General features: G+C 31.2%; 25 protein-coding genes. 22 read left to right on the top strand and 3 right to left on the bottom strand.

The window, feature by feature from the left end; genetic code table 11:
- The first annotated feature begins 194 nt into the window (after positions 1-194).
- From JFV29_RS23955 to JFV29_RS23925, 7 genes are all read left to right on the top strand, one after another.
- Positions 195-3,563 (top strand): CDP-glycerol glycerophosphotransferase family protein, encoded by a 3,369-nt coding sequence (locus tag JFV29_RS23955; protein WP_342366599.1) that lies wholly within the window; start codon positions 195-197, stop codon positions 3,561-3,563.
- Positions 3,564-3,861: 298 nt separating this feature from the next.
- Positions 3,862-6,093, top strand: coding sequence for a CDP-glycerol glycerophosphotransferase family protein (locus JFV29_RS23950; protein ID WP_207205172.1), 2,232 nt, complete (start codon positions 3,862-3,864; stop codon positions 6,091-6,093).
- Positions 6,094-6,114: 21 nt separating this feature from the next.
- Positions 6,115-8,124, top strand: coding sequence for a DUF6270 domain-containing protein (locus JFV29_RS23945; RefSeq protein ID WP_201186804.1), 2,010 nt, complete (start codon positions 6,115-6,117; stop codon positions 8,122-8,124).
- 47 nt (positions 8,125-8,171) lie between these two features.
- Positions 8,172-9,482, top strand: a complete 1,311-nt coding sequence (locus JFV29_RS23940) for a glycosyl hydrolase family 28-related protein (protein WP_201186803.1) — start codon at positions 8,172-8,174, stop codon at positions 9,480-9,482.
- A 92-nt stretch (positions 9,483-9,574) separates the two neighbouring features.
- Positions 9,575-10,546 carry a UDP-glucose 4-epimerase GalE gene (gene galE / locus JFV29_RS23935; protein ID WP_201186802.1) on the top strand — a complete coding sequence of 324 codons (972 nt, stop codon included), beginning with the start codon at positions 9,575-9,577 and terminating at the stop codon, positions 10,544-10,546.
- A 550-nt stretch (positions 10,547-11,096) separates the two neighbouring features.
- On the top strand, positions 11,097-11,570 hold the full coding sequence (locus JFV29_RS23930) for a MarR family winged helix-turn-helix transcriptional regulator (protein ID WP_201186801.1): 474 nt from the start codon (positions 11,097-11,099) through the stop codon (positions 11,568-11,570).
- A 130-nt stretch (positions 11,571-11,700) separates the two neighbouring features.
- The gene (locus JFV29_RS23925; protein ID WP_201186800.1) at positions 11,701-12,552 is read left to right on the top strand and encodes a pirin family protein; all 852 of its coding nucleotides are present in this window, start codon (positions 11,701-11,703) and stop codon (positions 12,550-12,552) included.
- A 208-nt stretch (positions 12,553-12,760) separates the two neighbouring features.
- On the opposite strand, the gene JFV29_RS23920 is transcribed toward JFV29_RS23925, so the two are convergent.
- Positions 12,761-13,558 (bottom strand): peptidoglycan-binding protein, encoded by a 798-nt coding sequence (locus JFV29_RS23920; RefSeq protein WP_201186799.1) that lies wholly within the window; start codon positions 13,556-13,558, stop codon positions 12,761-12,763.
- Between the two features lie 678 nt (positions 13,559-14,236).
- Between JFV29_RS23920 and JFV29_RS23915 the strand changes: the two genes are divergently transcribed.
- The 11 genes from JFV29_RS23915 to JFV29_RS31805 all read left to right on the top strand — a co-directional run bounded on the left by JFV29_RS23915 (position 14,237) and on the right by JFV29_RS31805 (position 22,816).
- A complete protein-coding gene (locus JFV29_RS23915) occupies positions 14,237-14,533 on the top strand; it encodes a hypothetical protein (protein WP_201186797.1) in 297 nt (98 codons plus the stop codon).
- A 326-nt stretch (positions 14,534-14,859) separates the two neighbouring features.
- Positions 14,860-15,384, top strand: coding sequence for a GNAT family N-acetyltransferase (locus JFV29_RS23910; protein WP_056520188.1), 525 nt, complete (start codon positions 14,860-14,862; stop codon positions 15,382-15,384).
- Positions 15,385-15,555: 171 nt separating this feature from the next.
- Complete coding sequence (locus JFV29_RS23905) at positions 15,556-16,059, top strand: GNAT family N-acetyltransferase (RefSeq protein ID WP_201188064.1); 504 nt, start codon at positions 15,556-15,558, stop codon at positions 16,057-16,059.
- A 282-nt stretch (positions 16,060-16,341) separates the two neighbouring features.
- Complete coding sequence (locus tag JFV29_RS23900) at positions 16,342-16,740, top strand: hypothetical protein (RefSeq protein WP_201188186.1); 399 nt, start codon at positions 16,342-16,344, stop codon at positions 16,738-16,740.
- Between the two features lie 235 nt (positions 16,741-16,975).
- Entirely contained in the window at positions 16,976-17,503 is a 528-nt protein-coding gene (locus JFV29_RS23895; RefSeq protein ID WP_056520182.1) for an RNA polymerase sigma factor, read from the top strand.
- Positions 17,493-19,085, top strand: coding sequence for a DUF4179 domain-containing protein (locus JFV29_RS23890; RefSeq protein ID WP_201186795.1), 1,593 nt, complete (start codon positions 17,493-17,495; stop codon positions 19,083-19,085). The genes JFV29_RS23895 and JFV29_RS23890 overlap by 11 nt, the downstream gene beginning before the upstream one ends.
- Positions 19,086-19,309: 224 nt before the next feature.
- Positions 19,310-19,825 carry a hypothetical protein gene (locus tag JFV29_RS23885; RefSeq protein WP_201186793.1) on the top strand — a complete coding sequence of 172 codons (516 nt, stop codon included), beginning with the start codon at positions 19,310-19,312 and terminating at the stop codon, positions 19,823-19,825.
- A gap of 440 nt (positions 19,826-20,265) precedes the next feature.
- On the top strand, positions 20,266-21,198 hold the full coding sequence (locus tag JFV29_RS23880) for an ABC transporter ATP-binding protein (RefSeq protein ID WP_201186791.1): 933 nt from the start codon (positions 20,266-20,268) through the stop codon (positions 21,196-21,198).
- On the top strand, positions 21,195-22,151 hold the full coding sequence (locus JFV29_RS23875; protein ID WP_309558176.1) for an ABC transporter permease: 957 nt from the start codon (positions 21,195-21,197) through the stop codon (positions 22,149-22,151). The genes JFV29_RS23880 and JFV29_RS23875 overlap by 4 nt, the downstream gene beginning before the upstream one ends.
- Before the next feature lie 254 nt (positions 22,152-22,405).
- Entirely contained in the window at positions 22,406-22,597 is a 192-nt protein-coding gene (locus JFV29_RS23870) for a hypothetical protein (protein ID WP_207205171.1), read from the top strand.
- A gap of 15 nt (positions 22,598-22,612) precedes the next feature.
- A complete protein-coding gene (locus tag JFV29_RS31805) occupies positions 22,613-22,816 on the top strand; it encodes a DUF4030 domain-containing protein (protein WP_277951008.1) in 204 nt (67 codons plus the stop codon).
- A gap of 202 nt (positions 22,817-23,018) precedes the next feature.
- On the opposite strand, the gene JFV29_RS23860 is transcribed toward JFV29_RS31805, so the two are convergent.
- Positions 23,019-23,450 (bottom strand): DUF5391 family protein, encoded by a 432-nt coding sequence (locus JFV29_RS23860; protein WP_201186782.1) that lies wholly within the window; start codon positions 23,448-23,450, stop codon positions 23,019-23,021.
- A 541-nt stretch (positions 23,451-23,991) separates the two neighbouring features.
- Here JFV29_RS23860 and JFV29_RS23855 point away from each other — a divergent pair.
- The 4 genes from JFV29_RS23855 to JFV29_RS23840 all read left to right on the top strand — a co-directional run bounded on the left by JFV29_RS23855 (position 23,992) and on the right by JFV29_RS23840 (position 26,024).
- Positions 23,992-24,228, top strand: coding sequence for a DUF3953 domain-containing protein (locus tag JFV29_RS23855; RefSeq protein ID WP_201186780.1), 237 nt, complete (start codon positions 23,992-23,994; stop codon positions 24,226-24,228).
- A gap of 144 nt (positions 24,229-24,372) precedes the next feature.
- On the top strand, positions 24,373-25,026 hold the full coding sequence (locus JFV29_RS23850) for a hypothetical protein (protein WP_201186778.1): 654 nt from the start codon (positions 24,373-24,375) through the stop codon (positions 25,024-25,026).
- A gap of 249 nt (positions 25,027-25,275) precedes the next feature.
- A complete protein-coding gene (locus tag JFV29_RS23845) occupies positions 25,276-25,416 on the top strand; it encodes a hypothetical protein (protein ID WP_201186776.1) in 141 nt (46 codons plus the stop codon).
- An 86-nt stretch (positions 25,417-25,502) separates the two neighbouring features.
- A complete protein-coding gene (locus JFV29_RS23840; protein ID WP_201188062.1) occupies positions 25,503-26,024 on the top strand; it encodes a GrpB family protein in 522 nt (173 codons plus the stop codon).
- A gap of 237 nt (positions 26,025-26,261) precedes the next feature.
- Here JFV29_RS23840 and JFV29_RS23835 read toward each other — a convergent pair whose 3' ends face one another.
- Positions 26,262-26,441, bottom strand: a complete 180-nt coding sequence (locus tag JFV29_RS23835; protein ID WP_053347758.1) for a small acid-soluble spore protein H — start codon at positions 26,439-26,441, stop codon at positions 26,262-26,264.
- Positions 26,442-26,676: the final 235 nt, after the last annotated feature.

Here is a 26,676-nt window from a genome sequence, read left to right as displayed (position 1 = left end):
AAGTTATAAGAGATTCATATATATTTTCCATTTCCGAATAAAATCAATAGATTTTCGTAGATGAAATTTAGTTCGATACCCGCTGATTAATAATATAAAAAAAATTTTAGTTTGTTAGACGTAATAGAAAGTTGTTTTTGAAAAAAATATTTATAATGAATATTAATAATTAAAAGAGAGAGTGATATTTGAAAGTGAAAGCGTTGGAAATTTTATCATATACATTAAGAGAAAACTTCTTGGATATTGTTGTTGAAAAGAGAAATCTTCCTATAGAAACAATAGAAATAATATCAGTAAACCGTGAATCTAAAGAAGAAAAAAGAATTATACCCAGGATAGAATTAAAGAATGATGATGCAATCATTATTAAATTGGATTTGGAAACTGTTAATTATGATAATAAATATAAAAATATTATTGATTTTTATTTAGCGATAGAAGATAAAAAGATTAACCTCACAAATAAAACGGTGGATTTAAAAACACGAATAAACAAGTATCTACCAACTTTTTATAAATTAAGCTCAAATAGAGTAGCAGTACCTTATTTGACAAAGAAAAATGGGCTAGCGTTATTATATGGTGATGCAGCAGAAATTTTTAATAGCTTTTGTGAAGAAGTATATGATAAAACAACGTTAAATGATTTAAATGTACAACATAATGAGATAGTTGCCTCTTTTAAAGAGAATATTTTTTATAGTGAAATTCCCATGTTTGTGATTCTTCAAAACTCAAAGACCCAAAAAAACGAAGCAATCCAATTTGATGTTATTAATGTTAATCCTCTGATACTTAAGTTTGACCTGGAAAACATCAGGGATTTAAATGTAGGGGTTAGATATAATTTTTATTTATTAACAAAAACAGGGAATATAGTAAAAAAATACAGAGTTGGGCTGAACCTTCCTAATAATATAGAAAAACCTGAGAGGTATTTCCAAGCAGTTGAAGTTAATAAAACAAAAAAAGTAGTTCCATATGTTACTAGTAAAGGAGAATTAACCTTCCTAGTTGGTAATGACCTAACAATTGATAAAGAATTATATACAATTGATCACGATGTTTTGTATATTAATCATTTTGTATTACAGCAAAAAAAACTTAAAATTTATTTAAATGAGAATAATGATACAAATTGTTATACAAATTATTCTATTGTAATTAAAAATAATAAAAATTCAGAAATGATAACATTAAATGAAGCGGAAGCATCTTTTGATCAATCTAAAAATGAAATAAATATTGATTTGGGAAAATCTTTTGATTGTGACTTATTTAAACAAAATCAAAGATGGTTTTTGTATGTGAAATTTTATCAAGAAGAAAGTGTAATAATCAGTCAAGTCAAAAAAGAAGGTGAATGGGTTGAATCCCCTTTGCAAAGACATAGTAAACCTATAGTAATAAATCAAGATCTCAGCTTAATAACATACATATCAGGAAAAAATGAATTAGCCTTTTTATGTGGTGACGATACAATTTATAAACGAGAAGTTTATAAAAAAATAGAAGGTTTTACAACTATAAATAATTTTGAGGTTTCAGGAAATGATATCAAGTTCGAAATAAGTAATCTACCTTACTATAAGGATCATCAAATTACGTTACTATTGAAAAATAGAAAAACTAAACAGGAATGGAGAAAAGAATTAGAGTATCAATATAAAGAGGAAATAATATACGTAAACGCAAACTTAAACTCCTTTGTTAATGAGTTTAAAACAGTTACCTCTCGCTGGGATTTATTTTTAGAAGTCACTGGGGGAGATATCATTGAAATTAATAAATTAGGATATTTTAGCTCGCCAGTTAAGCCAGCTTATGAAAGATTTTTCGATTGCATATATACGGATACTGCGAATGCAGTTACGCCCTATTTAACAACAAAAAATGAACTTTCAATTGTAATAAGACCGGAGATTGGTCTATTTTCTGAAAAAATAAAAGCTGATATGTCCTTAACCAAATTCAAAATGAAGGGGCATGTAATTAGTGGTGAGGTAAATCTGAAATTGTTCGAATGTAATTCATTTGATGCCACATCTGTAATGCTAAAATACAGGGACAAAATAGAAGTCAAAGAATACAAGTTCCAAGCAAATGAAACGAAGAAGAACAATGATCAATCGACCATATCCTTTTCGATTGATTTACTACCATTAGAGTTAGAAAATTATTATTGGGATATGTACGTAATAATTAAAATAAACGGAACGGAATATCCAATAAAAATTAAAAATCCTACTAAAAAGGTAAAAGAATCGATTGATAAAAAAGTTATCAGGTATTCATACACTTTAGAAAATGGATTTTTAGTTTATCCATACATTACATCGGTCAATACTTTGGCAATCGGATATAAAGAAAAAGAGAAGCACGAGGCATCTTTATATAAAGTCAAAGAAAATTTGGCATATTTTACCTATAGATTATTTAAAAAGTATTTTGATAGAAAAGGTATCTGGTTGGCCTATGAGAAATTTTCTGAAGGCGCTCAGGATAATGGATACTATTTCTTCAAATATTGTTATGAAAATAATAAGAAAGAAAATTTCTACTATATTATCAAGAAAGATTCTCCGGATTACACAAATTTAAAATATATGGAAAATAGAGTATTGAAGTTTATGAGCTTTAAATACATGCTTTATATGTATGCATCTGAATTATTAGTATCCTCGGAATCAAAAGGGCATTCGTATGATATACGAATTGAAAAGGGTAGACTGAAAAAAACTTTAAAACAGAAAAAACAGGTATTTTTACAACATGGTGTAACAGCATTAAAAAGAGTAGACTATGTGTTTAATAAAAATACTTCACATGCAGTTGATCTTTTTGTTGCTACTTCTGACTATGAAAAAAGCATTATTAAAAATTACTTTGGATACAGTAATGAAGAAATCATAACCACTGGTTTTTGTCGATGGGATGTATTAGAAGACAAATCTGGCGAAGAAAAGGTTATCTTCTTAATGCCTACATGGCGAACGTGGATGGATGATTTATCTGAAGATAAATTTATTGAAACAGAATATTATAAAAAGTATATTGGTTTTTTGAACTCAAAAGAATTAAATACATTACTAGATAACAGTAACATTAAATTACAATTCTATATTCATCCAAAATTTAAAAGCTATATAGATAAATTTAAAGCAAGTTCAAATAATGTGAAAATTTATCAGTATGGAGAAGAGAAAGTTAATGAATTATTAATGAAATCCTCAATGCTTATTACGGATTATTCTAGTGTTGCTTGGGAAATGTTTTATATGAAAAAACCAGTTGTTTTTTACCAGTTTGATATTGATGATTATAATAATTTTCAAGGCAGCTATTTAAATATGGAAACAGATCTGTTCGGAGACAGAGTATTTGATGTTAAGCAATTAGTAAATATTATAAAAGAATACAATCAGAGAAATTTCAAGGAAAAGGAAGAGTTCGGGAAATTAAGAAGCAAATATTTTAAATATGTTGACAAAAATAATAGTAAAAGAACTTTTAAAGCGATAATGGATAAGAAGAAGCAATTAAAATTAAAGGGCGAATAAAAAAGTAATTACTATTTGGGGAAAATAATTTCCTTATCCACACTAATTATATCTATTAAAATTTGTTAAAGATGATTGTTAGACTTTAGATTTTATATATTGGAATTTATTGATTTGATAGGATGGAGATTATTATATTTGTTATCTCACATATCAAGAAATTCAAATTTTTATTTGATTAATTATTGAGACAGGTTGCCATGTTTCAAAAATCAATCGCTTCCTGTCTGATAATCAAATAAGTTAAAGGAATGGATTAAGAGTGAGAAATTTAAATGATAATAAATTACTACTCCCTATGAAGAAAGGTTTAAAAGAAATAAAAGAAAGTTATAGGGTTGTAAAAGGTAAGATTGTTATTAGCAATTTTATTCTAAATATCGATAATCAATTAATATCTTTTCAGATAGATGAAATTTACATGAAAAAATTAGACAAACTAAAGTTGGTAATACGTGAGCGAAAATCAAAAATAGAATGGATAGAATATCTATCAGACAATAAAGCTAAGAAAAATGGTCTCATAGTATTAAATCTGAATAACTTTAATCATAAATTTTGTCAGATGGTATCTAGATGGGATTTTTATATTGTTGAAGAAAATGATGAATCAAACTTGATTAATGAGTATAGGTTAGGAATATTTAATAAAGAAATTCAGGCTAAACATGAAAGGTATTATTCTTCTATATCAACATCAGGTACCAATTTAATAACACCTTATTTCACTACAAATAATGGGCTTTCTATAGTTATAAATCAACAAATCAATTTAACTAATGAAAAAGTGAATTTTCATATGAGTTTGTACAAATTTCATATGAAAAAGAACAATATTCATGGGAAAATAAAGTTGGAATTACCGGAAATTGAGTCATATAAAATTAAATCATTACTTTTAATTTATAGAAATAAAAATGAACAAATAAAATATGAATTTTCAGTTTTCGAAAGAAAAAGATCCAATAAATCATTTGTTGATTTTAATATAGATATTTCCCAAGTTCTATTTGAAAATTATTATTGGGATTTTTATCTTTTACTTGAGATGAATGAAGAAGAATATTATTTAAGAATCAAAAATCCAACATTTAATGTGAAAAGAAGTATTAATCGAAATACTAGTGGACTGTCTTTTGATTTTCAAAATGGTTATTGGGTTTACCCCTACATCACAGCCGTAAATACAATAGCTCTAATTTATAAAGAAAAAGAAGAATACGAAAAACAGATATATAGGTTTAAAGAAAGTATTGCGTATTATATTTATATATTGATGAAATGGTATTTCGATCGTAAAGAAATATGGATTGCTTATGAAAAATTCTCAGAAGGTGCACAGGATAATGCTTATTTCTTTTTCAAAAATTGTTATGAAGATAATAAAAAAAGAAATTTTTATTACATTATAAAAAAGGATTCTCCAGATTATAAAAACCTGATAGGAATGGAAGATAAAGTAGTAGAATATATGAGCTTTAAATATATGCTGTATATATTTTCTGCAAAATTACTTGTTTCCTCTGAATCCAAAGGTCATGTTTATAACATACGGGCTCAAAAAGGTAAAATTAAACAAATATTAAAAAATAAAAAAATAGTTTTTTTACAACATGGTGTAATAGGACTTAAAAAAATAGACCATATTTATAAAAAGACTAGTTCAAATGCAGTTGACTTATTTGTAGTTTCTTCACAATTTGAAAAAGAAATAGTGAAAAACACTTTTGGATATAAAGAGGAAGAAATAATAATAACTGGTTTGAGTCGTTGGGATCAATTAAATAACAAATCAGTTGGGAAAAAATCTATATTGTTAATGCCTACTTGGAGATCGTGGATGGATGATATACCTGAAGAGAAATTTATCGATTCAGATTATTACAGATATTATGTTGCCCTATTAAATTCCCCAGAATTAGAACGTATATTAATAAAATATGATATAGAATTAAATTTTTACATTCATCCTAAATTTAAGGCTTACATTAATAAGTTTAGTAGTCCAAATGAGAGAATGAGAGTTTATCAATTTGGCGAGGAAAGACTAAATGAATTATTAATGAATGCTTCCTTGTTGGTTACTGATTATTCGAGCGTTGCTTGGGACATGTATTATCAAAAAAAACCAATTATTTTTTACCATTTTGATTATGAGGATTATATAAAATATCAAGGTAGCTATATTGATATGGAAAATGAACTTTTCGGGGATCGAGTATTTGGACTTCCAGAATTAATAACCTTAATTAACGATTATGCAGATAATAATTTTGCGGAGAAATACCTTTATGCACAAAAAAGAAATATGTATTTTGAATTTGTAGATAAAAATAATACTGAAAGAATTTATTCAAGTATTGAAGATAGGAAAGGAATATTGAAGAAAAAGAAAGGTAAACATGAAATTTTAAAAATGTCCAAGAATAATGAGTTTTTAAGATTTGTTTGGCGTTTAATGGGGAAAAATAAACTTACTTTTGCTTTAGTTGTCAATATAAAAGTTTTATTACAAAGGAAACATATTTAGTTGTAATTGGAGGGATAATCTTTGTTTCAAGTAGAAAATATCGATGTAGTAGATAAGTTTATCAAAATAAGCTTCTCTGCTAAGGAGAAATTTGAGAACCTTAAATTAGAATTAAGAATTCGAGACTCTGAAAGATTTTTACTATATGCATATGAGGAGCAAATGGAAATCGATGTAATCAATAATCATGAATTATACGAAGTTAAAATTAATATAACGGATATGATAACATTTTTTAAAATCATAAACCCAAAAAGGCAAATCATCTTTCTTAATATTAAAGATGAGAATGAAAATTATTATGATTTATTTACGAATGAAAAAATAAAAAAACATTTGAAAGAACTTGGTAATAAAAGTTTAAATAAACTTGCAAATCTAAGTTTTATTGGTAGGGGTAAAGGTGAATTAGCATTTGTAATAAATAAGAGAATGATTAAAAATGTTATAGATTATTTAAGTATTGATAATCATAATAGACAAATAATCCTTGCAGTTTCTTCTAAAATACAAAATATAGAGGAGCCTGTAATTGTTGAAAATGTTCTTGTGAAAAAACGGGTATTTAAGGATACCTTAATTTATACACAAAGTTTACCACTAGAAAAATTAAGTAATAATCTTTTTAGTCTGGATTATAATCAATTAAATCTCTTTACTTATGATGAGAACGTAAATGTTATAGATTTTATTGTAGAAGTGCAAGAAAATGGAATAACGCTAGAGTCAGATGTGAAAAAAATAGATGATTATCAATTAAGTGAAATAAAGGTCAACGATAATGAAAAATTTAAGCCGTACTGGACTGTATCGAATGGATTATCAATTCGTGTAGAAAAAGTATATCAGAGCATTTTGGTAGACTCTGTTGCTTTAAATGACAATTCTCTTCGGGTATGTATTAAAGATGAACTTCTAAGTAATTTAGACGATATAAAATGTATTATTTTTAGAGAAAATAAAATTTCGAATGATTTAGATTTAATCCCGTATAAAGAAATTCAAATTAATGGTGAAAATGATTATAGTGTTATTTCAGTAAATCTATCTGAGATTTTTGAAGATATTGAAACAAATCAAATCCAGAAATACCAAGTTTTAATTACAGATAAAACTAGAATCTATAAACTATTATATAACCCAAGAATAAAATCGAATCTACTAACTCAGAATGTTAGAATAACATTTGATTCAGATAAAGGGTTTAATATAATAATTAATCCGATTAATGAACAGCCAATTAAATTAGGGGTTATTGGTTCTTGTTTTACCCGTTTAGCGTTTAGTAGCAAAGACGATTATTATAATCCTGATTATAAATTGTTTTTTAATGTTGATTTTTCTCATTTCTGGCCTTCTTTAATTAGTTTATGTAGTGACCCAATTGAGTTTAATAAAAATCAGTTTCCTGAAGTAAAAGAAAAAGAGCTTATAAATATAAGAAGAGAATACGAAAAAATAACATTTAAAGAACTTAAGGAAGCGAAAGTGGAGTATATCCTAGTTGACTTTTTTGTGGATGCTATCCATGGTACTAGAAGATTTCAAGATGGGACATTTATCGTTCAAAATGGGACTATCCATCAAACAGCTTATTTGAAAAATAAAATTTTAAGGGAAACCGAACAATTTGATTATAGAAATCCACTCTTTTGGGAAAAGTGGAAGAAATCATGTGATCAATTTATTGTGGAATTAGAGAAAATAACTGAATTAAATAAAGTTATTCTCGTTTGGGGCGGTTTGGCTAAGGATTACTATGATAAAAATAAAGAAATTAAAAGCTTCATTAAAGAAAAGAAATATACTAATACTCAATTAAATTATTATAATAATATTTGGGATAAAATGAACAATTATTTTCTATCTAAAGCGCCTAATGTAAAAGTAATTGATTTGAGAAAATATAATTTTCTGTCAAGTGTTGATCATAAGGATACTTTTGGACCTCATCATTTCGAAGGGAATTACTACAAGAGTCTTATAGGGGAACTGGCTAAAATTGTTACTAAAGCTAATATAATTCAGTAATTTTATAGTAAAAGTAAGTTTTGTTTTTTTAGATTGGAGAACAGAAAATGAAATGGGAAAAGTATAATAAAAGTATATTTTTAATATTACCTTTTCTTCTTATTGGATTCTGTACTTCAGATATTCAAAGAAATATTATAATAAATCAATATGATGATATAGAAAACAATATAGTAGACTCTACAGTTTATTCATCATTGTCTATAGATGTCAAAAAGTTTGGAGCTAAGGGGAATGGAATTAAAGATGACTGGGAACCAATTCAATCATCATTAAATAAAGTACGAGCACATGGAGGAGGAACAGTTTTCCTTCCTGATGGAAAATATGTAGTAAGTCGAGCTTTAAGAATATATAAAAATACTCGTTTAAAACTGTCTAAAAACAGTACCATAGTTAGGAATCACAATGGAACATTAATAATAAATGGTGAAATAAATGGCGAATATACTGGTTATAAGGGGGAAGGTAACATCCTTATTGAAGGAGGAACTTTCTTGATGAATACCACTTCAAACCCAAAACCGGGAAGTGCTTTTGGGATTGCAAGAGCAGATGGGGTATTAATTCGCAATATTAAAGTCCTTAATATAATTAATTCACATGCCATTGACTTGAATTCATCAAAAAACGTTGTAATTGAAAATTCGCATTTCTTAGGGTTTAAAGATAATACTACAGATAAGTCTAGGACATACTCGGAGGCCATTCAAATTGCTAATCATACACGGAGAGGGTTTCGTACATTAGGTGTATATGATGGTACACCTTGTATAAATGTAACAGTTTATAACTGTATATTCGGAAGTAATGATATAGAAGGATTTGGAGCATGGGGTGTTGGAGTAGGCAATCATGGTTTAGGCGTGGTAGAACTATTTAATCAAAATATAAAAATAATAAAGAACTTCTTTAATGGATTATCTTATTCAGGTATACACTTTAATAATTTTAATCAAGTGGAAATAAGTGAAAATACCTTTGATAACTGTAATCATACTATCATAATTGACACTCTTTCAAATACACTTACTCCAGAAGGAAGCTTATCTAATATCATCCAATCTGGAGAAAATGTCCTCATTTCAAATAACATTTTTAGAAATACCATAAAAGAAAATATTGAAATATCCGGCTATAGTAATGAAAAGTCATTGGTAAGAGTAAATTCAATTAAAATAATAAAAAATGACTTTCTGCAAAAAAATCATAAAATGGCATATGAATTTTCCAATATAAATATTAATTTAGGGACGAAAATCATAATAGAAGAAAATCATTTTATAGGAACAAAAAACATACATTTAATAAACAGCCGAAAATTTGAAATCAGAAATAATCTAGTTAGTAAATTCTGATCGTAGGGAATTCACACAGGGTAAATGGCTTTTGTATTAAGATAATTCTATTTGCTTTTACATACAATCGTAATTAAAAGGAGAAATATAAAATGATTTTAGTCGTTGGCGGTGCAGGGTATATTGGAAGCCACCTTGTAAAAGAATTAGTGAAAGATGAAGAAGTGGTTATTTTAGATAATTTCTCAACGGGTTTTCGTTCTTTGGTTGATTCGAAGGCTCTATTAATAGAAGGAAATTTAGGAGATGCAGAGGTTTTAAATGGTATTTTCACACAATATCCTATTAAGGCAGTTATGCATTTTGCTGCTAATAGCTTAGTTGGTGAGTCTGTTCAAGAACCTTATAAGTACTATGAAAATAATGTTGCTGCAACTATTACTTTATTAAATACTATGCTCAAGTATAATATTAAAAACTTCATTTTCTCATCTACGGCAGCCACTTATGGGATACCAAATGTAGATATAATTGATGAAGAACAACCAACTAATCCTATTAATCCATATGGACGTTCAAAATTGTTCGTTGAGCATATATTAGAAGACTTTGCACAAGCATATGGATTACATTATGTTGTTTTACGTTATTTCAATGCAGCTGGAGCACATGATTCGGCAGAAATTGGTGAAAGTCATGATCCAGAGACGCATTTGATTCCTATTATTTTGCAACACTTATTAGGCCAACGTGAGAAGATTTCTGTGTTTGGTACGGACTATGATACACCAGATGGTACTTGTATCCGGGACTATATTCATGTAACGGATTTAGCTAAGGCTCATATATTAGCTCTTCATGCCTTATTATCTGGGAAGAAGAAGACTGCGATCTATAATCTTGGGAACGGGAGAGGGTTTTCGGTTAAAGAAGTAATTGACACTTGTGAAGAGGTGACAGGAATAAAATCGAAAACAGAGTTTTCAGACCGTCGTCCTGGAGACCCTGCTCGACTCGTTGCTTCAGCTAATAAAATATATGAAGATCTAGGATGGAAAGCATCGATAAGTCTAGAGGAGATTATTGAAAGTGCTTGGAAATGGCATAAGAATCAAAAGAATTAAGTATTACACTCACATAATTTTAGAAAATCAGCATTTTACTGGTTTCCTATGGGCTCTGTTTACAATAAGATTAGCACTGATATCGTGTTATAAGATAATACATTTGAAGGTATTACATTCGTAGGCATTTGTAATTATAAATGGGAAAGATACGACTATTCAAAATAATTCCTTTTTAAATAATAAAAGAATCTTTAATATAAAAAGATGTAGAAGCAAATACCTTTTATGCACCCTGAATTGATATTAAAAATGTTAAATTATAGTATCCTATTAGGACACCTTAGCCGTTTGGTAGTGATTTCTCGTAAATCTCAAACCAAGCTACGAGGTGTTTTTTTGATATTATTTTAGGTTTAACAATCTCTTTTATTTTGCTACTATAATAATTCTCCCAAAATCTCTCATTAGATGAGAGAATATCTCTTATATTAGAAACAGGATGGCTATACTATATGGGGGAATTTGTATGATAGACTAATGCCATTTGACTACTTATCAAGTTACTAGTAAACTGATGGTGAATCAAGAGGAGAGGTGATGATCAAACATGGATAGACGAGGGTTTACCGATGATAATAAATTGAGTTTGTTGATTTGGCTGCGAATGGTTCGTTTTTATCAAAGAAGTAACCAGCTTTCGAATGATTATTTACAACATTTTGGCGTCACTGCTGCGCAATTTGATATGTTGGCACAAGTGCTTATTCATCAACCTGTTTCACAACTGGAATTGGCGGAGCACCTTACGATCAGTCGTGGAGGCGTATCACATATGTTAACAAGGTTAGAAAAAGATAATCTGATTGTTCGGGATCAACAATGGAAAGTTAAATATATTTCATTAACTGAAAAAGGGAAAGATTTAATGGAAAAAGTAATGCCAATTCAATCAGATTTTCAAGCTTCATTATTTGATGTATTGGATGACACAGAAAAGAAGAACCTGCATGAGATGTTGATAAAGGTTCATAGATATAGTTTACAAATGGAAGTGCCTAATCCCATACAGGAGGAATCCTAAATCAGGTATGGGATTGGAGCGAAACTTGTTTTCAAAGCATTAGGAAAGTTATTGAGTAGCTAAAAAGGAAGAAATATAGTAATGGCACTTTATCAGTTTACTAGTAACTTCAAGGAGGATGAATAGAGGCATGGAAAGTAAAAATATCTTCAAACGTGATATTGCTGAAGTAAGAGATGTGAAACTTCAAAAATATAGTCCGATTCATACTGCGGGACCAGTCATTGAACCAGGAAATTGGGAGAAGAGTGATCCCTTTCTTTTAATGATGGAGGATAAATTTCAAAAAGGTTCATTTGATATTCACCCACATAGAGGGATTGAAACAGTCACATTTGTTATTGATGGAACGATTGAGCACTATGACAGTCATACCGGGGATGGTGGAATAATCGGACCGGGTGATGTCCAATGGATGACAGCCGGAAGCGGCGTTGTGCATAATGAGGTGCCTTCTGAAGGTGTTACCGCCCATTCGCTTCAACTCTGGGTCAATCTTCCCCGCGATAAAAAAATGACAACACCGCGATATCAAAATTTAATGGGAAAAGATATGCCAGTGAGAAAAGAAGAAGGAGCTATCATCCGCGTCTTTTCTGGTTCATCAAAGGATGTTATCTCTGCGACGAAAAACCATGTTTCTGTTACGATGGTGGAAATGCTTCTAGAGCCTGGAGCTTCGGTCACACAGAATTTGCCGGGTAGCTACAACGGAATGATCTATCTAATTGAAGGAAGTGGAGTATTCGGTAAAAACGAAATGAAAGCTTCAAAGGGTCAAGTGTTGTGGCTGGGTGCAGGGAAAGAATCAGAGGAAAGTGAAGTGGATATAACAGCAATTGAACCATTGCGAATTGTTTTATATGCGGGAGAACCTTTGATGGAACCAGTTGTTGCCCGTGGACCATTTGTCATGAATACAGAAGAGGAAATTGATCAAGCTTACCTAGAGTATCGGCAAGGTACATTCTTGAAGGATTAACGAATATTTAAATGGAATAAGAAATAGGTTAATCTGAAGTTTCCTAGAGATATTATATGTAGTATAAGAAATTAAAGAGCATCAACACTTGATGCTCTTTTTAATTTGATATTTCTAATAATTGTTTATGTATTTTAAGTTTTCAATACATGCTCTTTCTCTCTATTTATTTAGCAGATTCAGATTGAAACGCTGGAGCCGTATTCAATCACTCTATTATTTTTACTTTCACTTCTTTTCTTCCCCACGTTAAAGCATCCGCTTCTTTTGGAATGAAAACATCAATTCTATTACCTTTGATCGCTCCACCCGTATCTACCGCGATGGCTTGTCCATAACCCTCAACCTCTACGTTAGAACCTAAAGGAATCACATTCGGGTCGACTGCTATCACTTTTGCATCATCATACTTTTTTAAATCAACACCCATTCTCGTCGTGCCGGAGCATCCAGAACAGCTTGCCGTATAAGCTGTGCTTGCAACGGTCAGCTCCTTAACATTTTGGCTTACTAAATTGGCTTTCTCCTCTAATTTGCCTAAAGTCCTTGCCCCTGCAATTCCATCAACCGATAAACTCTTTTGCTTTTGAAAATTTGAAACGGCCTGCTTTGTACCAGTGCCATATATGCCATCGACCGTTGAAGTGTAAACACCCCATACCTTCAATAGCCTTTGTAGTTCAGCTACAGGCTTGCCAATATCCCCACTGCGCAGGACTTTTATTTTCTGGTTCGTTTGTGAACCTGCTATTCCATCAACTTTTAGTCTTGATTTTTCCTGAAACTTCTTTACAGACTCTTTTGTAATCGGACCGAAGTAGCCTGTTGCTTCATGATAGGGGAAGACCCCTTTTGTCATTAATAATTCCTGTAGCTCCTTTACATCACTATGACTCGTTCCATACGAAAGTGTGCGATCTCCAACGGCAGCTTCACCTCTAGTTGGCATACAAATTCCAATAATGAATATAGAAGCCGTTATGATCGTAAATAATATTTTTTTCATGTTTGTCCTCCTCGTTGTTTCTTGCCTTAAACAATTCGCTAAACTATCACTTTTTCAGGCGCAGTTAAGGAAAAACACCTCGAAGGCACTAAAGAATTGTTAATACATGTAACAAACAGAGAAACGAATAGGGAGGATATATGATGCCAATATCCTTAGTTGTAATAGCGTAGTTCATTTTTGAAGAAGAAGAAGAAGAGGTGGCATATACGCAGTTATCGGACATTCGTACTTAAAAGAAAGATTTTTTCTTAATTTACACAACCACTCAGGAAAATAATACTAAATATAATAAACTCTTCATCCCTTTCAATTCTAGCTCTCCGTATAATCAATGAATCAAAAAAAGTAGTAGAAATCGATTTTACCAGTGGCCCATCCATGCAGAAGGACATCAAGTGCTGGTTTGGATAAAAATAATTTGATTGAGGTTGATTAAATGGAGCAGTCGTGACAGGTGCGCCGAAGGAACTCAAACGTTTCCAAAACCTTGATTTTATCCGCGCCTCTATCCTTGGTGCTACAACCGATAAGTATTAATGGTGGAATCCATCAATTCATTGTAAAACAAACCCTTTGATTTATTAAGGTGCTGTCATGTATTAACTCTCAATTTTGAAGAAAAATATGGTAATATTTATTTATTGTGGAAATAGATTTAGAGATGAGGAAAACTACATGTTAACTAAACATAGTAATAACTTATTGATTATTTCATCTTTACTAGCAATAACAGGGCTAGCACTGATGTTTTTAAGTATTAATTTTGGCATTTCACTAGGGGATTCTTGGCTTGATAATCAGGAAGATGGAATCTATGATACTGACCAATACAATATGGTGGTTGAGACTCATAAAAATAATTTTATAATAATTGGAAGTGTCTTATTTGGCACTGGAATACTAACACTTATACTAACTTACTTTACATTTATATTAGGAAAAAAGATAACGACAAACTTGTCTAACTGCTAGTCAAGTAGTGGATCAGGGCTGTCTATATGACAGTTCTTTTTTATTCAACGAGGCAGTTTGATTGTATTAATGTTATTTTTTTATTGTTGTAAATGACCATTAGGAGTGAACTCATGCAATTTTTATCCATAATCTTTTTTATTGCAATTACTGTTTTTCTCCTTTACTACTTACCTTTAATCGCAAAGGACTTACACAAACATACAAAGCAGAATGAAGAAATTAAGGCCCTTTTAGAAAAGATAGTAAATAACCAGTTGGAAAATTAGGTCTACCTAGCTTGTTGTTTGATTAACGTGAAAGACTATGAAAAAAGGGGTGGGAGAATGTTTCCTAAATTAGAAACAGAACGGCTTATCTTGAGAGAACTTACTGTAGATGATGCCCAGGATATATTAAACTGTTTTTCAAATCCTGATGTATTACGTTATTATGGACAAAAACCGTTAACCAGTTTAGATCAGGTGAAAAATATTGTTGTGAATTTTGCTAATAACTACAATGAAAAACGCGGCATTAAATGGGGAATTGAAAGTAAAGAAAAGGAAGGCATTATCGGAACAATTGGATTTCACGATTGGTCTTCTGAACATAAGAGGGCTGAAATAGGTTATGCACTTTTTCCGGAGAATTGGGGCAAAGGTCTTGCCACTGAGGCTGTTTTAGAAGTCATATCATATGGTTTTAAAGAACTTAATCTAAAGCGTATTGGAGCTATTGTGTTTGTAGAAAACAAAGCATCTAATGAGTTATTAATAAAATTGGGCTTTGAGAAGGAAGGGGTTTTAAAGAATTATATGTATCAAAATGATGTTCCATTTGATACGAACGTATACTCTTTACTGAAATAGGGGAGTAGATGAAGTACGAACCTTATTGAATAAGCAATTACCGAAAAGAAATAGTTCTAATTGAACTATGGGGTCTGATTTATTTCAATGAGGTTGATTGCTGAGAAATCTTTTCCTAATGCTAATGTAAAAGATAGACACTAAATCTGTCAGGGAGTGAGTGTGAATTTTATGGGATTCCTTAAAAATGACGAAGAAGTCCAACTGCAAGATGTCAGAGAGAGTGATCTATCCATCTTTTTCGAGCATCAATTAGATTCTACTGTAAACAATATGGCTGCTTTCACATCTAAAGATCCTACTGACAGAGAGGCTTTTTTGAAACACTGGATGAATATTTTAGCGAACCAGAATATCTTGAAAAAGATCATACTTTATAACGGGTGTGTGGTGGGCAACATTCTAAACTTTGAACAGTTTGGCAATCCAGAAGTCAGTTACTGGATTGGAAAGCAATATTGGGGCAAGGGGATTGCCACTGATGCACTGAGTAAATTCCTCCATGAAATAAATGTTCGACCTCTTTATGCCCGAGCGGCTAAGGATAATATCGCATCTATTCGAGTATTGAAAAAATGCGGGTTTGCAATTACCGATGAGGACAAAGGATATTCAAATGCACGAGGCGAAGAGGTTGAAGAATATATTTTGAAGCTTGAATCAACTAAATTCTAGATATGAGTTTTCGGGAAATCTTTAAACTTACAGTGTTCAAAGATTTTTTGTTGAAATATTAAATTAAATGGGTGGCATATAATTGGGGTTAAGATATTTTCGATAATTCTAATTTTAAGACGGATTATCTTCCTGAAGGACGGATTAGTTTGACACACGGACGAATTATCTTCTTGAAGGTCGAATTATTTTGCACAACGGACGAATTATCTTCCTGAAGGACGAATTAACATTCAGAGACGTATCAAATGCGACAAGATCTTAGGAGCTGTGGTTGGCTAGATGAAAAAAGTTATAGGCGTAATATTGGTATTAGGAATTATTGGATTGGGAAGTTATTTTCTATTATTAAAGCAAGAAGGATTTGAATTCACGGTAAAAAATCAAACGAATAAAGAAATTACAGGTTTATATTTGACCCATAATCATATAAACTCTGATATAAAAATTCCCTCAATCCAGCCAGGCGAAGAAACTAAGTTAAATGTAACGCCAACTGAAGATTTTGGAGAGAATTCGATGAAACTACAATATAAAGATAGTAAAGGAAAACAGCATACAGAATATGTAATCGGATATTTTGAAAAAGGATATTCAGGTAGTGGAAAAATCACTTTAGAATCTATTAATAAGAACGGGGAAATTCAAATGAAAGTCGAAGATACTACTAGACTCTACTGATTGAATGGGATTATGAAAAGGTTTTACCGTTTATAAAATGATGGACCGAAATTTATTTTTGATTTCGGTTTTTCTTATTGTTTTTTTCTAATTGGAGTCAAAAAAGAAATGGAAATGTTCCAGATGTTGAAGAGCAAATTGAGCATAGGAAAAAAAATTTAATTGTAAGGGAACTTTTAATATATTTAGAAACTCTAATTGTAAAAGAAGACTTGGAAAGGAGAGACTGGCATTTGTGATTACATCGATTTCAGATTATAAGATATTGAAAAAAATAAAAAAACAAGATATGAGTGCTGTGATGGATTGGTTTAACACAAGACAATCAAAGTATTATAAAATCGGTTGGGCCTATCTGAAAAGCCATCAAGATGTAGAGGATGTTTTTCACAATACAATTATTAAGGTGCATGACAAAATTGGTCAGTTAAAGGAAGACAGTTATTTCGAATCGTGGGTGACCTCAATATTTATCAATGAGTGTAGGTCTATATACAGAAAAAGGAAACCGAAGGAAATGGAAAATCCGGAAGATTCTCTGGATATTAGCCAATTTCAAAACAAATTAGAAATACTTGAAGACTTGGATCAACTTGATCAGATATATAAGGAAATTATTATTTTAAAGTATCTTCAAGGTTATTCCCAAAAGGAAATTGCTATCATTCTTAAATTGCCAGTAGGGACTGTGAAATCCCGATTGTATAGGGGACTTTTAACGCTTAGAAAAATAATAGAAGGTGGTGAGGACATTGAAGTGTAATGATATTCAAGAATATTTTATTGATTATTTGGAAGGGGATATGGGCGAGACAAAAAGAAAAGAGATTGAAAATCACGTAATAGAATGTGAAAGTTGCAAAGAAGAAATGAAGGAGCTTCAGCAGATAGTTGCTGGGATTGAGTCAGAAAGTGATTTGATTCAGGTTCCGGATGGTTTTATGAACAAGGTTAGTCGTAAAGTTTCTAAAACTGAAGAAAGCAGACGGAAGGTTAATAAACATCGAGTTACGATGGGATTGGTTGCCACGCTTTTCCTAACATTATTTGTGGGTACGGCTGTTGCAACTAACAGTTTTGCAAGTGTAAAGGATTGGTGGAAAGATTTAAGCAACAAGCAAAACGAGGAGATGCAAGGTTATATCGATCATGGCATAGGTGAGCGGCTGAACTTAGAAGCAGAAAGTAATGGAGTGAAGGTGACCATCACGAATGTAGTCGCAGATGACATACAGACTCTGATATATTATGAAATTGAGGATCAAAAGAAGGAAAATAAATATATGATCAATATCAGTGATGGTCTGAAAATCGCAAATCAAGATCAAAATTGGATTAGTGAGGATGATTCTTCGTACTCGCCTGTCACGAATTCTCTTAGCCTTTATTCCGAGAGTGACTATATTTTTAAAGGCAGACTCGGTGTTTCGCCAATGTCCATTGAAGAGGGAACCATTAAATTGAAACTTAGTAAACTTGAAAAATTGAAAAGTACCCCTGTAGATACAGAAGGTTCCCAAAGCAGTGTACCTAGTGGAAATGATGAATTTATTGAGGGAGATTGGCGTTTTGACATTCCTGTAAAGAAATACCCATCAATCGTACATGATATAAAAGTTGAGACTAAAATTGAAGGTAATCCTGTTATTTTTGATAAAGTGACGATTGCACCGACGATAACGATAGTATCTTATCGCTATACGAATGAAAATTCGGACAAAAATATGGAATACATTAATTTTGACAGTCTCGAAAGTAAGGGGAAGCGTATTTATGACAATCAAATATTTGGTGGTTATAATGGCAGCGGGTGGAGTGAAGGGGGCTGGAATTCGTCGGAAGCAACATTTGAATCACTATATTTTGAAAAGCCTAAGAATGTACGTCTTCACATGGGTTCTGCCACATTTTCAATTAAGGATCAAGCGCGATTTGCAATCGATGCCTCCAAAGAGCTGCCGCAGACATTTAAGTATTTAGGAAATGAAATTTCTATTGATCAAATTGGAATCGGTGAACCGACAAAAATTGTGATGACTGAAGAGCTGAATCCAAAGAGGACCTACGAAATGCTTGATTATCATTTTTATGACAAAGACGGTCAAGGATCATCAAGTGACAGTGTGGATGGATATTACATTGATAAAGACGGTAAGAAGTACAAAGGATTCGAAAATTTTTACCGTTTAAATGACCTTGAACAGCCTAGGTTCTTCTCTACTGAGCATCATATTGAATTGTCAAGGGATGATAAAAAGGAGCATTTTGTCCCAGTTGGTATAGAAATTGAAGGATATACAATAACTTCATTTAGTAATCAAATAATTGAAATACCATTGGAATGATAATTTAGTTTTGAGAGGAAGAATTTACATAGGGTTCTTCCTCTTAATTTTTCTTTAGAGACAACATACATCCTTTCGTATTTGGAAGAACCTCCACACAATCAATTGGTTACGTAAAACCAATAAACCTATTCTAAAAAAATAAAAACTTCAAATTATCATAATATATGTAAAAAAATGTTATAATCAATTTGTTAATTATTAGGGTATCAGGAGGTTTTCAATTGAAATTTTTATTTAATAGGTATTTGATTTTGAGCGTTTTTTTAACTTTCTCTATACTTCTTATAGGATGTTCTAATTCCAGTAGTGGTGAAGTAACGATTACTAAAGAAATGGATCAAATCGTTTCAGATACCATAATGGAACAGAATAAAGATGCATTATCCCCAACAGAAAAGCAATTTGAGGCACATAAAATATATGGTGCAGATGAAAAGGATGGCGTGATTAGCATCTATTTATACGCCTTATATGAAGGGTACAACAAATCGACTGGGACAGAAGTTCAATCTGGACATTCATATCCTGTACGTATTAGGTTAGCGAAAGATGAAAATGGATATGTAGTAAAAGAATATAAAGAAACAGAAGAGGGAGAAGAATTCATAGACTCACTTGAAGATATGTTTCCTAGTAAATATTCAAAACAGGTATTGAAAGATACAGAAGATGGTGCTGATTTAGGTGAACAACTACAGAAAAAGGTTGAAAATTGGTTAAGTAAAACGAGCAAATAAATATCCCTTTCTTTATAACTACTATCTGGGGCAGCGTCAGGTAAATGCAGGTTTTTTTTATGAATTATTCTTTTCTTGCTATTAAAAATTGATGTTCAAACCATTGCTGCTCCTGCATTTTTAATTCTATCCTTGTTTCATTATTTCAATCAATTCATCTGGAATATCTGGATGTTGCTTAATAATTTCCATATTAAGCAACATTTCGAGTTTTGAATATTATATCCCATGTACCTCTATGGCAAATAAATAGAAACATTTGAATAAGATAATACTTTTATAATAGATTATCTTCACTAGATCTATTTTTTCTATGTTCATTCACCTAAGAGACTATGTTATAGACAATATGGAAAAATATCAGCATAGCAATAATATGCATAATATGGTAATATTACATTTGTGTGATTTTGGTAAATATACATAAAGGAAGGTATTATATGAATGAAACAGTTCTTAAGGTCCAATCCTTAACTAAAAAAATTGGAAAAGCCACCATTGTAGATAATGTTAGCTTTGAAATAAAAAGCAAGGAAATATTTGGTTTGCTCGGTCCCAATGGAGCTGGTAAAACCACTATTATTCGTATGATTACAGGTCTTATTAATCGTACGGGCGGTACAGTCATGATTAATGGATATGACCTCGATAAAGATTTTGAAGGTGCCATGAATCAATTAGGTGCCATTGTTGAAAATCCAGAATTCTATAAATACATGACAGGCAGAAAAAATATCCTTCACTATGCTCGTATGTCACCTAATAAAATATCTAATGAGCGAATTGAAGAAGTAATAAAGCTTGTTAAATTAGATCATGCCATAGATAAAAAGGTTAAAACATATTCATTAGGAATGCGTCAGCGCCTTGGTGTAGCACAAGCAATTTTGCATAAACCGTCTTTACTGATTTTTGATGAACCAACTAATGGCTTAGATCCACAAGGGATTCGCGAGTTTCGTGATTATTTGAAGGTACTGGCAAGTGAGGGCGTGGGTATTTTAATTTCATCGCATTTACTATCAGAAATGCAATTAATGTGTGATAGCTTTGCCGTTATTGAAAAGGGAAAACTCATACATACGAAAGAACATATTGTAGATGAAAAAACTGAAACAATTAGTGAAGTTCTTTTTACTGTCAGTGATGGAGGGCTAGCTAAAAAAATCCTTCAAGAACAGTTTGGTAATATACCTATTCTTAAATATGAGGCGAATTCAATTTCTGTATCAGCCACACGTGAACAAACGGCTAGTATAAACAGAAGTTTTAATGGTAATCAATTAGATGTTTATGAAATAGGCATTACTAGAAAATCACTAGAAGATAAATTCTTTGAAATAACTGAGCAGGAAATGAGGGAGTCTGTATGATGTCCTTGATAAGAAATGAATGGATGAAAATCTTTTCAAAAGGATCTACATATTTGTTTATCGTTTTTCTTTTATTGGCAGCTGTAGGAACAGCGTTGATTGATTATAAACTAAATCCAGTCGAATCAAGTAAAGATTGGAAGCAAGAGTTACAAGCAGAAATACAAGAACAGCAGAATGATTTAAAAACTTCTAAAATTAGTGAAGATGAAAAGTCCGCGATAATGGAAGAAATCGATTTAAATAAACAACTTTTAGACGCTAATATAAACCCTGACTTGCGTACGAACTGGACGTATATGGCAAACTGGACTACATCATTAACATCATTTGTTACTCTATTTGTTGTGATTGTTTGCAGCTCCTTAGTTTCATCTGAATTTTCAGATGGCACCATTAAGCAATTGTTAATCAGGCCTTATAAACGTTGGAAAATTCTCCTTTCTAAATATATAACATCACTACTATTTGCAGCGTTATTACTTGTGAGTCTATTTATATTCAGTTATATAGTAGGAATTTTATTCTTTGGAAATGGGTCGTATTCAGATAAAATTCTAGATCCTGCATCTTTTGGTTTTAGTCCTGTAATAGTAGGCGATTATTTTGTTGATATGATGGTTTATTGGATACCAGGATTTTTAGTTATCACAACCATTGCTTTTATGTTAAGCACATTATTTAAAAGCCAAGCACTTGCAGTAGGCGTTTCAATATCTATTTTATTTGCTTCAACTCCTTTAAATTTAGTTATACAGTCACTTATTGAAAAAAATGAGTGGTTAAAGTTCGTCTTATTCCCTCATCTCAATTTAAGAGGTTACATTTCTGAATCGTTCTCAATGTTTGAGGGAGCAACTCTTGGATTTTCTATAAGTGTACTAGCAATCTATTACCTTATCTTCTTAGCATTAACCTTTTTCTTCTTTCAAAAGAAGGATATTTCAAACTAAGATTTTTCCATTTATAAATAGAATGAACCGAAATCGATCTTTGATTTCGGTTTTTCTTATTAAGACAAAGGGCGTTAATAAAACAAGAACATTGAGAATTTATACCAAATTCATTTCGTTTTATATTATGCTTGAAGAAAAAGGAATGTAATGAATGAGGATGGTGTTTTAGATTGGGGTTATTTTTTGAAAAAAGGGCAAAGAAAAGTACAAAATCATTTATTATAATAAAAATTTTAATGAGCCTAGCAATATTGTTCGTGTTGGTAATGGGCTTTATCAATGATTTTGATTTCTATTTTGTTATGTTCTTTACCTTATTAGGGGTCAATTCAGTAATAGATGGGATTGAAAGTTATTTTCAAAAAGAAGATAAGCGGGTCTATCTATTAAATTACGGATTTGCGGTTATATACATTATTTTATCATTTCAATTTTCGGGGTAACTTTTTCTTGTTGAGCTGATAGGCCAGGATAAATTTGATTATTTACCGATTTCTATAGAGACAACTTTGTCATCTTCTGATTCAGAATCAGAAAAGATTGTTGAAGCCATTGAAGAAACAGTTCAAGATTATCTTAACTCAGAGAAAGTAAAGAATATAATTAAAAACGATCAATATGAGATCAATATTTATAGCAACAAGGGAAAAAAATTAAATTAATACCCGCTGAAGACATCTTGAATAATCGATTTCCCATTCCACACAGAAAATCTCTAAATAGTTATTAATCTAACAGGTGCGATTCTTCATTAATAAGGATCGCCTTTTCTTATGCAGTTAACGGAGCAGGATAATTAAGAATAAATATAAGCATATAAAAAGCTCTCCATTATGAAGAGCATTTATTGTAGGCTTTTTGCTTTTAAGGTAATACGGTTTGATTTGGATTATTCTTAGCTGAAGGTGAACGAAAAGCTATGAAGAACCATAAAATATTTACAATTATTGCAGCAAGACAAAGACCTGTGATACTAGCAATATATATAGCGCTAATGTCTTTAAATTTTGCTATTACTAAAACTGCTACAATTATTGTGGAATTTATCAGTAGACCGCCGCAACAAAACAAGGCTAAAACGAATCTCATTATATCTATACCTATCCAATATATTATTAAGGGCAATAGATAAAAAACAAGTATCATTCCTATTGATATCCACATTCCTGAAGACCCGAATTGATTAGCATTCGGTCCTAAATCTGCAAGCGGGGATAGTGAGATTGTAATCAATAAAACACAAAAAAGGACCGCTGAAAGCATAGTCATAAAAATAATTCCCTTTCTTTTTCTCATAATATTTCACTTCCTTTAATGTTTTTATTTTATGGTTATGGTAAAATGTTAAAATTACCCATTTAACTTATCGTAACATAACTGGAATGTATTTACACCTTAAAATTTATTAGCAGTCTTATTTTATAATGGGTGCTTTATTTCAATGAGGAGTAAAGCCTTTTTCTATTCAACTAACTGGGCAGCATTAGTTGAATAACAGTTCTTTATTAAGCTAAAAGGTTAATTAGAAATTAATATAATTGGAACTTTATCCAATTATCCGTAAATATCTATTAGAAGATTATGAAAGGGGCTCCTAGGTATAAAAAAATTGGTTTGTTAATGGGGCAAGTAGGGTTATCGTTGTTTCTAGTAGGAATTTATATATCCCAATGGACACTTTTTGGCATAGTGATTGGAATTGGTGGGGGAAGTATAATGGGGATTAGTTCGGTAAAATTTTCTAATTAGTTATGGTAGTAGCTTAGGCCCTTTTATTATATAGGATAGCTTTTTTATTCTAGTATAACGGGTTAATATGGAAGGTCGGTGGGGTACCTTGTTAAAAATATTAAGAATCGTTTTTTCTATAATAGTTCTTACTTTATCAGGATATGGTTTAATCACTAAAAATTTCGAGCTATCTTCATATATGATTTTTTTCTTAGGAGCGTTAATGTTGGTGACAGGATTAGCCGAGCTTCAAAAAGATAGAAAAAGATTTTGGGGGTATATGAGTATTATTGCCTCTTTATATGCTTTCTTTGTTTCTATACAGGGGTTTTTATTGAACTAAGGGGCAGGAGATTTTTTTTTGATATATATCCTTTTAGGGAATTACATGTTAAATTTACGCTGTGTTGTTACAAGATAAATAAGATAATAAAACCTGTTGTAAGAAGTGTTCTGAATAATAGTAAATGAATAGGTGTGGTTCATATTGATAAAAGATAAAAAATATATATATTTTGCTCTCATTTTTTTATTTGTGTCTATGGCATTAAATTTCCCATTCCCACATGAAAGTCCTTATGGTGAAACAGTTGCTTTGGTTTTAAATATACCTGTTGAATCAGTAAATGGATTACAGTATATAGGAATTACATCATTAATTTTTTTAATAATGAGCTTATTTTTTCTTGTGAAATCATTGGGAAAATATCATGGTAGATTTGTAGTGCTGGCTATTATGGTTGCAATGATTACTCCTCCTTTCTTAGCCAGTTCGTTTCAAAAATATTTTGCAACTGGCATTTACGCCATTTCCTATGAACGTGATATAAGTAGTTGCAGTTTTGAAATGACCAATGAGACAATATTGCATGGGGAATGCGAACTTCCTTTTGAAAACTACAGCAAGGATGATGCACAATTCACTATTGAATTTTTTGACGAGTACGAAGATGATGTGAAAATGATTTCACTTATGAATACCGATTCTCCATATGAGGTAAGATTAAGAGGAAAAGAGCGTAAAAGGGTGAAAATCGATACTGATATTGATGTATCACAGATGGAAAGTCATATTGAAAGTGGCGATTTATGGAATATGAATATTATCATTAAGTCGGGGGAAAGAATCAGAAAATTATGAGGCTATATGAATATACCTACACTAGTTTTCTATTAGTTTTCGTAAATTATAGGGACATAACAAATTTTTTGACCGTCTGAAAGAGTGCAGATAGTACATGATTTAAAAATTCTATTTCAAGAACACTATTCGTTAAGAAGAACGAAGGATTCTGAAGGTATACTCTTATAGCAAAAAAGTCTAGATTAATGAGTATTATAGACTTACCTTATAAAACCTCCTATTAAGAAAATGATAGGAGGTTTTTTTATGTTAATGCTCGAAGCTAAGCTTATTGAAAAATCGGAACTACATAAGCTTTCTCTTTTGGACCCATTGGATGGTCTGCGCACTTCAAAATCCACTTTTTCTGCCCAAAACCCTTTAGATCTTTGTTGGTCTTCAATATAGACGGTATCTGTATGAAGATAGATAAGATCAGCCGAGCTAATATATTGTAAAATAAAAAATGGGAAATATATGAGGAGGGATTAAAAATAAGAAAAGTTGAAGTAACTGAATATAATAACCAATGGACTTCTATGTATAAGGAAGAGGCTAATGTAATACATAAGATTTTTGGGCCTGAAATAATTGAAATTCATCATATAGGAAGTACTTCTGTTTACGGACTAAAGGCAAAGCCTGTTATTGACATAATGCCTGTGGTAAGAAAAATCCATCTAATAGATGAGTTTAACAAGAATATGTTAGGGATTGGTTATGAGCCGAAAGGAGAAAACGGATTATATGGACGTAGGTTCTTTCAAAAAGGAGGAGATAACCGAACTCATCACGTTCATATTTATCAATTAGGCAATCCCGGAATTGAACGTCATCTTGCTTTTCGAAATTACTTACGAGAAAATCCTTCTGCTGCAGAAAAATATGGTGATCTTAAAGAGGAATTGTCATATATATTTCCTTACGATATGGATTCGTACATCAAAGGAAAAGAAAAGTTATTATTGGAAATTGAACGAAAAGCCTTATCTTGGTATCGGAGTTCAAGAGGATGACTACATATTTATAAATAAAGGGACTTTTCTTAAGTTAATAAAGTATATAAGTTCTTTATTTAATAATGATATAACGGAAGGGGTAGTTTTACTTCAAGTAACGTGGCAGTTTATTGAAAAGGCTCTAATTAAGGAGATGGATTGTTAAAGAAGAAGATGGCAACTGAACTTAATCTAAAATGAAACCACCACCCGAAGGTGAAGGTTTCTTATTGTATCGAGGAAATACACGACAAATTACTGTTCTTCTAAGATGGTTACAGAAACACTTTGTTTATTATTTGGTTCATCAAGGGAATGGATTGTAGCTATTCCATTCTGTTCATCCACATGCTCAATGTAGATACTTTCCCCATTATAGGTCACATTAGCCATAATTGGCGAAGAAGCAATTTCTTCTGCTCGTTGTGCGTTCATTTTAGCCACCTCCTTTGGATTTGCAACTGTAATAATATTTGTTCCAAATTTCTAAAATATACATGTTGTAATTGAAATGCTTCCAAGTTAAGAAAACATAGAACTAAGATTAGATATGGATGGTTCCTAAAATACCAGGGGGTTCACTAGGACCCTATTAAGGTTTTTTTCAAATGTCCAGTTCTTCAAAGTGATGAGATAGATGACTATTAAACGATAGACTTGAATATGACCT

This window comes from Peribacillus sp. TH16 (assembly GCF_016651095.1).
Taxonomy (GTDB): domain Bacteria; phylum Bacillota; class Bacilli; order Bacillales; family DSM-1321; genus Peribacillus; species Peribacillus butanolivorans.
The sequence above is the reverse complement of the archived record's forward strand: the minus strand, read 5'-3'. Positions and strand labels throughout refer to the sequence as shown.

Excerpts from the sequence above, each read along its gene's own strand:
- JFV29_RS23950 (WP_207205172.1), top strand. The coding sequence starts at position 3,862 with ATGAAGAAAGGTTTAAAAGAAATAAAAGAAAGTTATAGGGTTGTAAAA.
- JFV29_RS23940 (WP_201186803.1), top strand. The coding sequence starts at position 8,172 with ATGAAATGGGAAAAGTATAATAAAAGTATATTTTTAATATTACCTTTT.
- galE (WP_201186802.1), top strand. The coding sequence starts at position 9,575 with ATGATTTTAGTCGTTGGCGGTGCAGGGTATATTGGAAGCCACCTTGTA.
- JFV29_RS23930 (WP_201186801.1), top strand. The coding sequence starts at position 11,097 with ATGGATAGACGAGGGTTTACCGATGATAATAAATTGAGTTTGTTGATT.
- JFV29_RS23925 (WP_201186800.1), top strand. The coding sequence starts at position 11,701 with ATGGAAAGTAAAAATATCTTCAAACGTGATATTGCTGAAGTAAGAGAT.
- JFV29_RS23920 (WP_201186799.1), bottom strand. The coding sequence starts at position 13,558 with ATGAAAAAAATATTATTTACGATCATAACGGCTTCTATATTCATTATT.
- JFV29_RS23915 (WP_201186797.1), top strand. The coding sequence starts at position 14,237 with ATGTTAACTAAACATAGTAATAACTTATTGATTATTTCATCTTTACTA.
- JFV29_RS23910 (WP_056520188.1), top strand. The coding sequence starts at position 14,860 with ATGTTTCCTAAATTAGAAACAGAACGGCTTATCTTGAGAGAACTTACT.
- JFV29_RS23905 (WP_201188064.1), top strand. The coding sequence starts at position 15,556 with ATGGGATTCCTTAAAAATGACGAAGAAGTCCAACTGCAAGATGTCAGA.
- JFV29_RS23900 (WP_201188186.1), top strand. The coding sequence starts at position 16,342 with ATGAAAAAAGTTATAGGCGTAATATTGGTATTAGGAATTATTGGATTG.
- JFV29_RS23880 (WP_201186791.1), top strand. The coding sequence starts at position 20,266 with ATGAATGAAACAGTTCTTAAGGTCCAATCCTTAACTAAAAAAATTGGA.
- JFV29_RS23875 (WP_309558176.1), top strand. The coding sequence starts at position 21,195 with ATGATGTCCTTGATAAGAAATGAATGGATGAAAATCTTTTCAAAAGGA.
- JFV29_RS23860 (WP_201186782.1), bottom strand. The coding sequence starts at position 23,450 with ATGAGAAAAAGAAAGGGAATTATTTTTATGACTATGCTTTCAGCGGTC.
- JFV29_RS23845 (WP_201186776.1), top strand. The coding sequence starts at position 25,276 with ATGTTAATGCTCGAAGCTAAGCTTATTGAAAAATCGGAACTACATAAG.
- JFV29_RS23835 (WP_053347758.1), bottom strand. The coding sequence starts at position 26,441 with ATGAACGCACAACGAGCAGAAGAAATTGCTTCTTCGCCAATTATGGCT.